Below are 14,126 nucleotides of genomic sequence, written 5' to 3' on the forward strand. Positions count from 1 at the left end.
TTTACACATTATTTTTCTCAGCCTGCTGCTTGGCAGTGGAAAGCATCCCACAAGCCGCAAATATATCCTCACCTCTTGAAGCCCTGATTGTAGCAAATACTCCATGTTGTGTCAGATAATCGCGGAACTGCACCATAGAGTCCATATCAGTACCTTCAAGATCCACATTCGGTATGGCATGAAAACGTATAAGATTCATTCTGCAATCCAGTCCCTTCAATATCTTGACAAGCTCCTTGGCGTATATCAGACTGTCATTTACCCCCTTGAACACTATATATTCAAACGAAAGACGTCTCTGCTTGCTGAAATCATACCGTTTCAATATCTCTATAATCTCCATTATGGAGAAAGCTTTCTCAGCAGGCATAAGCTCGCGTCTTTGTGCCGGAAAAGGAGAATGCAGGCTCACAGCCAGATGGCAGTCACTTTCTTCGAGGAATCTTTCAAGACCTTTCTTCAAGCCAACGGTAGAAACGGTTATTCTCTTCGGACTCCACGCATATCCATAATCAGCAGTGAGAATTTCCAAAGCCCTAAGTACTTCATTCAGATTATCAAAAGGCTCACCCATACCCATGAACACTACATTTGTCAATGTATCCCTCTCAGGAATGGAATAAATCTGATTAAGAATCTGTGCGGCTGTCAGGCTGTTGGTATATCCCTGCTTGCCTGTCATACAGAACTTACAGTTCATCTTACATCCCACTTGCGACGACACACACAATGTCGCCCTGTCATCGTCAGGTATATATACAGCCTCAATATAATCATTTTCCGTGGTACGGAATAAATATTTCACAGTTCCATCTACAGAACGCATTTCGTGTACCGGAGGAATCGCCCCAACCTCATATTTATGCGACAAAAGTTCACGGTTTTTCAGTGACAGGTTTGTCATTTCATCTATTGAGGAAACTTTCTTTTCATACAGCCACGAAGCAATCTGTTTTGCGGTAAACTTTGGCATACCCAAATCCAAAACTACAGATTGAAGTTCGTTCAAAGTTTTACCCAAAAGTGGTGATTTTATATCAGTCATCATTCAGTTATATACAGTTAGCGCACAAAGGTAGCTAAAAAATAGGACAAACCATCTATAATTATCCTAATAATGACTAATAACCGACATAATGAACAATATTATCCGACGAATTGACCAGTAAACCGGATATAATACATGCAATAATAAAGCAAAGGCATTTTGCTACAATATCCAAACCGATAGAAGATATTTTAAACAGTTCACTAACCGTTCGTTAAGCGTCAGCTGAGCGGTATTTCAAATCTTTTGCAAAAGGTTTTAAACAGGTTTGCAAAGCATACACAAGAATCTATAGATTATTCCCCGATGCATTCTCTATCAAAGCCTTTCCAATCTCCATTTGTAAATGTTTAGGCAGTCGAAATAGCTTATCCATCAGCTCGTCATACGTCAAATCCATACAGACATTAAATACAGGTTCTTCCTTTATGTTACCATCAATCCTGTCAACAACCATAGCACCATCAATGAATTCAGAAAAATCAGGAACATCCGGCCAATTTTCTATCGTTCCATTACTCTTGATTCTCAACCTTATGTAATCCCCACATCCGTCAGCATCCGGAATAAGCCTGTTGGGAACATAACCCGAAATTCTACATAACGCTTTATTGTCTTTTCCGAGAAGGAAATAAGTGCCACTATTACTCACCTTAGCCTGAAAAAGAATATTTCCATATTCCTCAGGCCAGTTTAAAAGATTGTGCGACCTTAGTTCTATTATACCGGTCCACATTCCCTTCGAAACCAAAGGATATTTATCCTCACACAATTCTCCAAATAAAGAATCGGTATATTTACACATTTCTTCATGAAAAGGAAAACTTATAACCAGGTAGTATGCTTGTTCCAGCAACTCCCTTTCGTTCATTCTTCTAAGGATCTGTTTTGATGTCATGAAAACTTTGTTTTTGAATTAAACATTAATGATTTCACTGAATAGCTATAATTTACTCAATTTGACATAATAAATACTAATTAATGCATTTATAATTTAGCAATTAGCATCTTCTCATCTACAATAGATACACTATTAGTTGGGAAAAAGCGCACTTTATGTTTCTGGTGTAATCTTTTGTATTCAGTTGCGTCATCAAAAATAGTTTGATTGAATGACACCTTATTCTTTCTTGGAAACGATATTACACCATAAACACGTTGATTTTCAATAATACCTTTATCCCTAAATATTTGCACTGCAGAAATAATCTGATTCTTTACAATAGCCTTATATTCTGAAATATTTTTAGGTTTACAGTCTTTTATTTCCACAAAAGCCACACCTATATCTTTTCGCTTACTTTCAGGGAATAATACACATTCGCAATGTGGTAGATCTTTTCCTTTCTTATCTTTAAACTGATGATCATCAAAAATATTACATATAACGGACAATTGTGAAAAGTTTTCAAAAACCAAACAGTCCATATCTGATGTATTATCCGGCGCTTTCGGTATAATTTCATGAAATTCCACTTTTCTCTCTTTGTTTGTTCTTTCTGAAAAATCAGCGATATACAGTTTAGAGGCTGTGCTACTACAAAAGACAGATTGCGGATAAACGGCCTGTATCTTATTCTTCATCCTCATAGTAATTTAAAAGTTCCAAATACTCTTCTGAATTCTTCTTATATGCCGTATTTAAATAATTGTCCTCTATTATGCCATCTTCATCTTGTACTCGACGAAGGGTTCCATTATCCAATTCAAAGACAGACACCAATTTTGGGTTAATCCATGCCGAATGAGATGCAAAATCAGAGACCTCTTCTTTTGGAATATTATCTTTTACCAACCCTCCCATCATACAATTATTAAGAGCAAACAATATATATGGACTATGTGTGGTAATAATAGCAGCATGTTTTTTATCATTCTGCATAATTTCCAATAACCAATAAACAAATTCTTGTTGCGTATCAGGAAAAAGATTTTGCTCCGGTTCTTCTATAAACAACTGAGTATAATGATAATTAAATAACCGATACATAACATGAACAGCCTCATATATATTATGAGACAATTCTTTCGGTAGTAAATCCGAGAGCTTGTTTATCGCCTTTACATCATAACTCTCAAGCATTTTAAACATGGAAATCAATATATTTGAATATTTCTTGAAGTTACTGATATTTTCTCCATCAGCAATTCTATTAGCCACCATAATCATTTCATTAGCGAAATCCTTTCTTGCCATTTCTTTAGACGGAGACAAAGCCCTTTGCTTCTTATACAGATTTGATAACATATATATTATCGTCTGGTACAATGGTAATACAGATTGTACACCACTTGATGCATTCGTAAGCAATAACTTTGATCCATTGTCAAAAATATAGTCCTTGTCATTAATATTTTCATAAGAGACTTCCCTGCTAAGAAGATTTGAGATATCAAGTTTCTTAATATCTTCTTTAGCTTCTGACCAGTCATAAGCAAAATAAAGTAACACATTGTTTCCCTCATTATACTTACTAAAATTCGGTACTCCAGCCACAAAGTTACGTTCCGAAGGAATATAACATATTTTTGGATAAGAGAATATCATTTTATCATTTAACTTAATGGTAGTCTTCTTTGAACTATGAGTATAAGTAATAGTCATAGCCTCCCCCTCATACTTTATACTGGCATTTTTGTGAAAATATCCATCAAGTTTATGATATTCTATAAGTGAATCATAAAACACCCCCTGTTTTTGGTAATTTTCCATCTGTTTATCATTCAAGAAGCAAGTTTTCTCTACCCACTGACAGTGGCAAAGTATTTTTGATATAGTACTTTTTCCTGACGATTGAGGTCCCATAAAAACATTTATTCTATTCACCTCAAATTCTACAAGCTTTATCGCTCCAATATTCTTTATTGTAAGTTTTTGCATAACTATTTTCTTTTTTAATGTGTATATAATATTTGAGACTTTTCTATAAACATCTGGAATATATCATTTAGCTCTTTATCCTAAAGTTGTTCTTTAAAATCCGTTATATCACATTCTATTTTCTCGAGGAGTTAATAAAACCAACCGATACTCAATTTTATCATCTTCTTCTCACTTGCAAAGATAACATTTCTTTCTGAAAAGGTCATATACACAGACCGTATGTTTGGCTGTCGGAAGAATTGTGATAACGGTAGCGAACAACTATACAATAAACATAAGGCACGGTTCTTTCCTTCTGTATTTATCTGTTCCATCTGTTTTTCATCTATTTTCAATATTGTTGTCCTGGCTTGAGCCTTAGCTATTACCCGTTCAAAGTTCCAATATTTTACGTACCCCATAACACGTGCCAACTTACGCGAATTCCATCATTCCTTACCATCTGTCTTTTCCTGATTTTGGTTAACTGTTATAATAAAATCTGTTCACTCTATGTTCACTAACCGTTCGTTATGCGTTCACCGAGCGTATTGCAAACCTTTTGCAAAAGGTTTTAAAAGGCTTTGCAAAAACAAGTACATTATTTTATTCCTAATGCTTTAAAAGCCGCATCAACAGGATCAGAATATACATCCAGACTGAACTTAGAAATTAAATCTGCTGGTACTTTAGAATACTGCATCATGTCAGCCACCGGTATCAGAATACGTTTGGCCCCGGCATCATGCGCAATTTGTAATGCACCAGCCAAGTCACTCGTCGGAATTATTGTGCCGCCAATACTCATAGATCCCAGTACACACATCTGGCTTTGAATACTCCTTCCTGTTATTCCTGAAACAAGTGATATAAATACAGCCAATTCCAGTCCTGACAAAACACCAAGACCATTAATATCAGTAGCCTTTATATGCATTTCGCAATCTGCAAACCTTGCATTCTGGCTTATTCGGTTAAGATTGGAACGACAATAGTTTACGGCCTCTTTCAGTTCATCACTTATCTTTGTTCCAGAGCCAAATCCTGTATGCGTAAACTTACCATTACCAGGCATAATCTGCAAGTCAAGACGAACAAGGCCAAGATTACCTTCATCCGGCTGATTCGCTATACTGTAAAGTGCACCCGGCTGCAAGTCTCCCTCAGGAATAAGAGCAGAGCCACCATTCTCAGGCGTACTTACATACCGCTCTTCCCCATCCTCCAAATCTATATAACTGAAATGTACATCATAAAATTCCAAACCACCTATTTTCTTTAACTGCTCCTTTATACGTCTGCGCCCTACCAAGGCATATTCCAAACAAAGACGCACATCCTCCTTATCATACACTCCATCCGGGAAAAGGAGTTTCATCAGTCCGCTTACAGTCTTCTTGACAGCTATTACATCTCTTTGGTTAAGATCTTTTCCCAATCTGAAATACTTCTGAATGGCATCACTGAAATTCCGCTTTCTCATTTCCCTAAGACACTCAGAAAAATAATCAGAGATAAATCCGTATGAGTCTGTAAAAAATTCCGGTCTCATCTTAGGGATTTCCCATCCAGGAAGATAATGATGAAAACGGTCAAAGAAAGCAGTGTCAATCATATCTTTAGGGAATGGAGATAATAAATGACTGACTTTTACAAGATTCTCAATGCTTCCATTGATATTTCCAACAAAAACCATTGAAGCATTGGCATTTATACTTTCCTTTCCACGGCTGAAAGAACCGTTAGCCATATACCCCTTCATTATCTGAATACCATCCTTATCTTTCATATTGATACCAGCCACCTCATCGAAAGCAACTACATCCCATGTACCTACAAGCCCTACAGTATGGCGTCCCATATTATAGAAAAGATTTGCAACTGTAGTCTGTCCGCCAGATATCAAAATAGAATATGGAGACAGTTCATCATATACATACGATTTACCAGTACCGCGAGGTCCAAGTTCACATATATTGTAATTATTCTCCACAAAAGGAATCATTCTTGCCACAAGATGCCATCTTGTCTGCTTATCAAGATTTGAAGGTTCCATACCAACACTACGACATATCACCTCTATCCATTCCTCCAGAGTAAAGAATTTCCTGTTACCGATATATTCCTCCACATCGGTAGCCGGCATCTGGATAGGTTTAAGATTCGCTATTCTGAATGGAGAAGTCCTTGAATTCTCGTCATAGACATATTCCATATCAATAATACACCAAATACCACCGCACAACAGTTTCTCATACTTTCTGATATAACTGTCATCTACAGTAATCTTGTTGATATTTATATTGAATATATGTCCCTCATAGCTGTCGGTATTCTCATTCAGTCTTGCTGATACTTTGTCTATAATCTTATAACGTCCCTTTTCGCGAATTTTTGATTTTATTTTTTCGGCCTCATCCGGACGAACAAAATTATCGGCAAGCACATGCTTGACCATTCCTATTCCCTGTTTTATATCATCTTCATTATCTGTAGCACAATACATTCCCAACAGGTATTCCAGAACATAGCTAGGAACATTTGCACCTTCCTTTATATTCTTTGTAAGGTCTTTTCGTACCACCTTACCCGCATAATACTGATTAAGCTTTATATCAAGTTCATCCATAATTACCATTCAGCTTCAAACATAACCTTTACTTTATAAATTTCTTCCTTATAAGGAACAAATTGACTTGTGTTTTCTACCTGTCTCTCCATTCTCAACACCACTTCCTGACCATTAAGTTGTGATATTATATTTTTGAATCGGAATGTATGTTTCTGCTCTCTTGATACCGATTCATTATTTCTGCTGTCAAAAGTCATAATAACAGAATCTGATATCATATCATTATCGGCATTATAGAAAGCCATTCGTAAAGTCACACCCTTGACTTTCTCCGTAGCCACATCAATCTGATAGAATTTAACAGACAAATTAGCGGTAGTAATGTTCGACTGTTTTCCCAATATATCCACATCCACATTCCTCACATCACCTGTTTTCTTTATATTGACACGCATAACAGGCACCACCACCTCCTGAGGCATACATCCACCATGAATAAAACGACTTCCCGAACCTTGTTTTCTGATACGGTTTATTCCCTTACAAATCTGAATATCAACACCCTCTTTCACTCCTACTTGCTCACTTTTCCAAGTCCTTACACCATTGCCCTCCCAAAGACCAGTACCAATCACGAATCTACGGTTTTCAATAAAGCAATTTCCACCTTGAGCCTTAAAATCAGTAAAGTCAGTTTCATCCAGATTCTCATTCTGGTAAATATACCCATGATCTGAAGTTATAATGATATTACTTCCGTTGGCAGTTCTGATAAATTTTACAAGACGCAGAATCTTATCCATCTCATCCTCAGTAGCCTTGAACACATTTTTTTCAGTTGCCAGAGAATCACCAACTTTATCAATCGTATTGCTATAAATATATACCAGGTCATAATCTTTCACCCATTCCTTACCATTACTTATGGCAAGCAATTCATCTGCCTTGATGGCAATACTTCTCTGTACAGCTGACTGCAATATTTTCGACCTGTTATCAGTTCCTTTAGTGCCTCTACCGTCGGCATAAACTTCATCGATATGTTTTTCAAACGAAAGTTCCTTATGAGGCAGAAGGGCAGCCATACCCAATTGCGTATATGATGGCTGCACGCACAGCATTGGAGGATTCATTATCGTCTCCATCCTGTTTTCGTGGGCTATACGATATTCCAACTCTTTCATTGTCTCGTATCTGAGAGCATCACTTATGATTACAAAGAGTCTTTTGCCCTTTGAAACAAACTGACTGACATGAATATCAAAGAAACTCCTTTGCGATACCACATCTTCAATATTCCATGAAGGCATCTCATCAACTAAAGGCTGCCATTTCTTTGCAAGTTCCGATAAATACGCATTGGTATATGCCTGTTCTAACTTACTTGTAACATCCGCCAACAAGTTATAGCTCTCAGCCTGATTTGCCTCTCTGAAATAATGACGGTAATGCAAATCAATGGTATATAAATCATTGACATATAGCCCAAAGCCCTCTTCAGGAGTAGATATAATCAGACCTGGCATCTTTTTCTCTATATCCTCAAAAAGTCTTCTCGCTTCGAGTAAAGCCAACATTGTATGTTGCGCCACATCAAAAAACAGCTTGTTACGCCTCAATTCCACTACAGAATCCACCATTTCGGCTGTAATTCCACCGTTAATAACCTCATTATGCAAATTTAAGGATATAACCTTATCCACACATGGGAAAGTATCAATCTGCACCAGTTTCTTCAGCGGTTCACACTTAATAAGCTGCATAACACCTAATTCATTTTCAAGCACCTCAGCCCACTTGCGATAAAGACTTCCCCACAGACGGCTATCCCTCCAGTCGCGCATGAAAATATGAGCCTCATTAGAAAGTACGGAATGGTTGAGTACACAGTTCAGTTCATCCTGAAACAGAACTATGATAAGACTTTTTATATTACGCTCTCTGTCATAACCAAAAGCCTCTTCCACCTTATCCCAGTAATATCCATAAAGATTATATTTCTCAAGACGTTCAGCAATATCAGACGATTCGTTAATACACTCATCAGCCAAAACGTACGTCAGTTGCTCATAACCAGACGTATTACTACCAGATGCAATGGAAATCATCACTTCGGTTATCTCACTGACATTCATACCATTCTCCAGTAATTCAGAACATTTCTTTCTGTTTCTTGCCGATTTGAAGAACTCATAATGTCTGTCAATAATGGCAGATTTCAACTCAAAAGGTATTCCACATTCCGCAGCATATATAGAAGACATATCAGCTGCAAAAATCTCCCCTTCCTCCTGGATGTCCAGCAACCAGTTGTCTTCATCATCCGGTTTCTCGTCCTTGCTATATATAAGAAACCCCTTTACAGGTTGTTCACCGCATTCAATACGATACTTTACACCAAAAGGATTGCCATCAAGTACGACAGTTTCAACCCCATCTATATTTATATCAGAAGCAAATCCCTCCATTTCTCCTCCTGCATCATACCAAAATATGTAACGATGTTTTGTAAAGAGATTTTCTAAAATCTGCTGTATCTTTATTTTATTGGAATCACTCATCGCTTAATCTTTATTATACACCACCTTTACTCTTGAGCATCAAAGATTTATATATTTCCAAAAGACTTGGAAAAAACTTGGAAAAAACTTGGAAAAAACTTGACCTATTCCATAACCAAACAATATTTCTGCTTACTGCTTTTAGGTTTATCCGGTATTGTCATAGCTACAACTCCGGCCTTAACCATCTTTTCCATATATTTAATTTTAAAATTACGTGTCTCATAACCAAGTTCTTTAGCCAGAAAACTTGCAGAAGCAGGCTCCTTAAGAAGGGTTATAATGCGCATCAGCTCGTCCTTCTCTTCTGCATTGAAGAATTCCGGAATCAACTTGGCTTCTATCCGATGGAACGTCATAGTTAAATCCTCTTTGTAATCCTGTAAATCAGAGTGATTTATTGCCGAATGACAAATAACTTCAAAAGCCGTAATTTTATCTACATTGAATATCGGTTCTTTTCCTCCATTCTCAACCATCATATTCTTTACACGGCTTATTCCTCTATTGAACATATTCACATAACCCAAAATTTTCAATGCCTGAGCAATGATAGGGTTCCTATAATCGTTCACTTCAGGAAAGTTCTCCGGACGTGCTTTGCCATACAGACCTCCGGGGTTCATTATCTCTATACGGTTTGAAAACTGATAAAAGCGAGTAGGCATATTCGACTGGTAATCCCTATGCATGCAAGCGTTCAGAATCAATTCCCTTAAAGCATCTGCAGGATAGTTTGACTGATTCTTTTCCCTTAATGTACTAATTGCTACAGGACGTGTTTTCATCACACCAAAATCAATGAAAGCCTCCAACTGTGGCATCATTTTGGCAAGACAGTAGCAGAATGGCTTTTCATTATCAATCTCCGCCCCCTTGTCCAACCCGTTAAAACGTACATATTGCAAATAAGCCCCATATAAGAACCGTTTCGGATTTTTTCCAAATAATACAATACAGGCATTTGTAGGGCAATTGTTCTCTACATCATACAGTCCTAATGCCGCCATTTGTTGCTCTATCGTCCTGTCATCATTTACAAGTTCTTCTGAACTGACAGCTTTAGGTATATATTCATTTTTTATTATATCAATATATACATCATCAATTGTGGCGTTATAGCAAGGAGAAGCATCAAAAGTAGCCATATTGCTCATACGCTTTTCCGTCAGGATTCTCTCTTCATCAATAGTAGCGATATCCCTTCGTGGACCTATACGAATAAAAGTTCTACCCCTGTATCTCACCGGAGTAGAAAAAGACGGTTGTACCTCAACTACAAGAATATCTCCCCCCTCCAGTTCATATCTTTCACAAGTCATCATAGGGATAGGCAAAATATTTCCATCACTACGAATTCCGGATATCTTCTTAAAAAGATTATCATCCACTTTCAGTCCTGACAGTTCACCATTGTCTTTGGCACCAATAATAAGATATCCATTCTGTCGTGAATTGGACATGTCATTGCTGAAGGCACAAATAGCTTCCTGAAATTTGTCCATATCACCGGTACTCACAGTACGTTCTACACGCGAGGTTTCAGTACTTTTCAACAATCTATATATCTCTTCCTTTGTCATAGCCATTATATTTTTATTCTTCCTTATCCAATCCCTTGATAGGCTCTACCAAAGGATAGAACTTCGGATAATTGACACGTACACCATCATCCAAATCGATGCCCAGTCTTTGACTTGCCATTTGCACGAGTTGCTGTTCAAATTCTTTCACTTCCTTAATTTTGTCCATAAACTCATCGGCTGTTTTACGGGCCTTATTGCGCTGCGCCTGGCTCAGGTCGTCACGCATCATCATGTCCTGCGCTTCGTTATACTGTTGCTCTATCTTGTCTATGTAAGGCACTACATAGTCTGCATGAAGTTTCGACAATGTATCACTCTCCAAGCGGTGCATATACACCAAAGCCTTGAAATATCCTTTTTTCTTTTTGTCTCCCATCTTCGATGAGAAAAGCCAGTATATAGGACGTTTCTGATACATTTTTCCGTCTATATGGTCGGCATAGAAATCCTTGAAAAGATATTCACGCAGCGACTTACATTTACCAAGATTATTATTTATATAAGAAAGATTCTCCTGATAACTTTCTTCACCAAATATAGTTTTTACCGCCTGCTCTATACGTACGGTCATATCGTCGGCAAAATATTCCACATCTAAGATAGGAATAATTCCGTCATCATCTATCTGCAATCTGCCTTCTGCTCCATTGTCAAGTCCTTCAACTTTCAGTCCTACTTCGTTCAAATCCTGATGCTGGCTGGCGATAATCAAGCCCGGCTTATCTATGCTGTAACGCCCCATAAAGCAGCCTACAAGATAACTGATGAATTGCTTCACTATAATATCATCATGCCATACTAATTTGTTATCTTCTATACTGATTTCTCCCTTCTGAAGAATGGTTACTTCATCAAGAGGAACATCAGGAGTAAGCTCATCCTGCAAACCGTATATTTCTATAAACTGACGGTTGAGTTCTTCTTCATTGGCATGGAGCTGATAGAATTTTTCTTCCCAAAATGCTTTATATTCAAGTACAAGAGCATATAATGAAAAATATCTCAATACCTTAACATCTTCTAATCTAACAGATATTTCACCTAAACCTTCTTTTTGAAGACGAATAATTTCGTTTTCTTTAAAGTCCCATGAGGTTTCATGAGCATCCCAGTCAAGTTTAGAAATAGTAATACAATCCTCTGATAATTTTGTAATATTATCACCTTTACATAAATCTTGAAGAAATGGAATTTGTCCAATATCACCAGGATTTGCATTTACAGTTGGATTAATAGCCTTCAATAAACTTTTCGAAACCTTTGAGTTTAAAAAACCCAACATATATTTTGTGTTGTTTCCAAACCATGCATTGGAGGCAGAACTAAATAAAGAGCCTTTACACATTAATCTCATTGAGGTATCAGCTATCGTAACTGATGACCAAACAATACCTTGTTTATAGATATATTCAAGATTAAAACATCCAGCTCGTAATTTCCCAGCTTCATTTTTTTCAGTTCTAAGTTGTTTCCCATTATGTTTCCATAATACAACATCGTCATAATTTCCGAACCATTTTCTAAAATCTCCACCATTAGCATATGGATACCACATTTGATTGTTAATTTCAGATTGTTCCTTATCAAATTCAAATGCTATATTATTATATGAAACTTCTTTCCAATTTCGTACAAACTTTTCATTCAAACCTGTATACATTCCTTTTCTAGTTGTACCAATAGTTCCAATAGATTTACCTTGTTTAAAAGAATTAAGCATATTATGGGAAACCCAATAACCTATATTATACCCAGGAATATTTAAAAAGCCTAATTGTTTTGTTACAAACAAGACATACTTTTTAGACAGGTATATAGACTCTATTTGTGTAACTGTTCTTACCGATGACATTCTATCAAAAAGGCAATAATAATTACCACTTTTATATGGAATTGTTTTTTGTAAAACAAAAGTAACAGAGCCAAAATCTGCACCAAATATACCACGACCTAAATGCAACATATTATGTATTTGGCTATTCTTTATGAGTATTTTTCTAAAATCTGTATAATTATAAACAAACATCCAAGATTGAAAATTAATCATTGCTGAAAAGCCGTTTGGCACTGACATATTTAGACATTGCTCCATAAACATAACCATTGTATCATATTTGGTTAAACTATACTTTTGCGCTGCATAATCTCGTAATGCAATACCAAATCCCTTACCCAAATACGGCGGATTAGTCACCACACAATGATATTTACGTGATAAAAACTCAGCCTGTTTCTTAAGCAAATCCAAGTTAGCTCCAAAAAGTCCACCTGCGACTTTTATTCTATCATACTCCTCAGCTTCAATCTGTAGAAGAGAACCTATAGTGTCAACATTCTCAAACTGCCACATTCCGGATTTCTTGTCCCAGTTTCCTGCAGCTTCAATAGTATCACGGTCTATATTCTGCAATGCAATCACATTAGGCACTACGGCCTTGCGCAGATAGCGGCTGTGATAGGCACGCGCTTTCATAGTAAGGGCAAAGGCTGCCAACTGATAACAGCGGCTGTCAATATCGATACCAAACAAATTGTTGGTAAGCACCATAGAAGGAATCTCCCTAGTCTGATAACCTTCTTCCTCATACATCTTACAGAATAAGTCGAAAGCATAAACCAAAACATGTCCGCTACCCATGCACGGGTCGATAAATGTGATGTCACTTACCGAATTTATTCCTTCCGGTATACTGTCTGTCTGCCCAGCAGGAGTAGGAATATAATAAGGCATATCCTCTTTCAACCGGCTTTCGGGATGAAGAGTCATCCATATACGGCCCAAGGAATTTTCCACCATATAGCGAACCACCCAATGCGGAGTGAACAGCTGTGTGGCAGCGGCCTGCTCGTCACTCTTCAGTCCACCTTTCCTGCTCTTCTTTGCCTCGGCATCCGCTTTACGGTCTGTTATATAGAACTGATACAGCCAGCCCATAACTTCAACGTTCAGACAGTCATCGTCTGTCATTCCATTACGAATGTCAGTCACGAAACTCTGATCCGAAAGCAGATTTTCGGGTAATAACAACTCTGTATAATCACTGATATGTTCGAACAGGAATGGCATTGTTTCACCCAGCACATTACATTTTGCAACCAACAGACGGCGATACAGTACAGCTTCAGGCAACAGCAGTTCTTCCTTCTTTATGTTAAGTTCCTCATCCACAGCTCCGCTCATGGCATCCTGCAATATTTCAGGACGCATCTGCCCCGGAGCAGGAGTAACCACCATAGGAGAATTATAGCCGTTGGCATCCATAAAGCGCAGAGCCATCACACGGTTGAACCATGTGTAAGCCACTTCTTCTATCACTCCGTCCTTACCTTTAACATCAATCCTCTCTTTCAGCTTGGTAATCTGTGCTTCATATCCACGCAATTCTGCAGTATCCTGAGTAAGTACAAACTCCAGGCGTGTTCCTATCAACTGCAGAAGTTTTATTCTTGTCTGCTGTGCAAATGTCTTTAATGCTGATGTATTTGTTGCCATAAA

The 14,126-nt window shown here is 37.4% G+C and carries 8 protein-coding genes; all 8 read right to left on the reverse strand.

Annotation, left to right across the window (positions count from 1 at the left end):
• Position 1: 1 nt before the first annotated feature.
• The 8 genes from rlmN to pglX all read right to left on the reverse strand — a co-directional run bounded on the left by rlmN (position 2) and on the right by pglX (position 14,123).
• Entirely contained in the window at positions 2 to 1,045 is a 1,044-nt protein-coding gene (gene rlmN / locus OCV82_RS05920) for a 23S rRNA (adenine(2503)-C(2))-methyltransferase RlmN (RefSeq protein WP_154043705.1), read from the reverse strand.
• Between the two features lie 292 nt (positions 1,046 to 1,337).
• Positions 1,338 to 1,946 (reverse strand): hypothetical protein, encoded by a 609-nt coding sequence (locus OCV82_RS05925; RefSeq protein ID WP_262543106.1) that lies wholly within the window; start codon positions 1,944 to 1,946, stop codon positions 1,338 to 1,340.
• An 89-nt stretch (positions 1,947 to 2,035) separates the two neighbouring features.
• Positions 2,036 to 2,632: a hypothetical protein gene (locus OCV82_RS05930; RefSeq protein ID WP_154043600.1), complete on the reverse strand. Its 597-nt coding sequence runs from the start codon at positions 2,630 to 2,632 to the stop codon at positions 2,036 to 2,038.
• Positions 2,622 to 3,929 (reverse strand): AAA family ATPase, encoded by a 1,308-nt coding sequence (locus OCV82_RS05935; RefSeq protein ID WP_154043601.1) that lies wholly within the window; start codon positions 3,927 to 3,929, stop codon positions 2,622 to 2,624. Before OCV82_RS05935 ends, OCV82_RS05930 begins: the two co-directional genes overlap by 11 nt.
• A 583-nt stretch (positions 3,930 to 4,512) precedes the next feature.
• Positions 4,513 to 6,540 carry a protease Lon-related BREX system protein BrxL gene (gene brxL, locus OCV82_RS05940; RefSeq protein WP_262543107.1) on the reverse strand — a complete coding sequence of 676 codons (2,028 nt, stop codon included), beginning with the start codon at positions 6,538 to 6,540 and terminating at the stop codon, positions 4,513 to 4,515.
• A gap of 2 nt (positions 6,541 to 6,542) precedes the next feature.
• The gene (gene pglZ / locus OCV82_RS05945) at positions 6,543 to 9,044 is read right to left on the reverse strand and encodes a BREX-1 system phosphatase PglZ type A (protein ID WP_154043602.1); all 2,502 of its coding nucleotides are present in this window, start codon (positions 9,042 to 9,044) and stop codon (positions 6,543 to 6,545) included.
• Positions 9,045 to 9,148: 104 nt separating this feature from the next.
• Positions 9,149 to 10,627, reverse strand: a complete 1,479-nt coding sequence (locus OCV82_RS05950; RefSeq protein ID WP_154043603.1) for an RNA-binding domain-containing protein — start codon at positions 10,625 to 10,627, stop codon at positions 9,149 to 9,151.
• 13 nt (positions 10,628 to 10,640) lie between these two features.
• Positions 10,641 to 14,123, reverse strand: coding sequence for a BREX-1 system adenine-specific DNA-methyltransferase PglX (pglX, locus tag OCV82_RS05955; protein ID WP_154043604.1), 3,483 nt, complete (start codon positions 14,121 to 14,123; stop codon positions 10,641 to 10,643).
• Between the last annotated feature and the right edge of the window lie 3 nt (positions 14,124 to 14,126).

It is taken from the genome of Bacteroides cellulolyticus, assembly GCF_025567135.1.
Taxonomy (GTDB): domain Bacteria; phylum Bacteroidota; class Bacteroidia; order Bacteroidales; family Bacteroidaceae; genus Phocaeicola; species Phocaeicola cellulolyticus.

Excerpts from the sequence above, each read along its gene's own strand:
- rlmN (WP_154043705.1), bottom strand. The coding sequence starts at position 1,045 with ATGACTGATATAAAATCACCACTTTTGGGTAAAACTTTGAACGAACTT.
- OCV82_RS05925 (WP_262543106.1), bottom strand. The coding sequence starts at position 1,946 with ATGACATCAAAACAGATCCTTAGAAGAATGAACGAAAGGGAGTTGCTG.
- OCV82_RS05930 (WP_154043600.1), bottom strand. The coding sequence starts at position 2,632 with ATGAAGAATAAGATACAGGCCGTTTATCCGCAATCTGTCTTTTGTAGT.
- OCV82_RS05935 (WP_154043601.1), bottom strand. The coding sequence starts at position 3,929 with ATGCAAAAACTTACAATAAAGAATATTGGAGCGATAAAGCTTGTAGAA.
- brxL (WP_262543107.1), bottom strand. The coding sequence starts at position 6,540 with ATGGATGAACTTGATATAAAGCTTAATCAGTATTATGCGGGTAAGGTG.
- pglZ (WP_154043602.1), bottom strand. The coding sequence starts at position 9,044 with ATGAGTGATTCCAATAAAATAAAGATACAGCAGATTTTAGAAAATCTC.
- OCV82_RS05950 (WP_154043603.1), bottom strand. The coding sequence starts at position 10,627 with ATGACAAAGGAAGAGATATATAGATTGTTGAAAAGTACTGAAACCTCG.
- pglX (WP_154043604.1), bottom strand. The coding sequence starts at position 14,123 with ATGGCAACAAATACATCAGCATTAAAGACATTTGCACAGCAGACAAGA.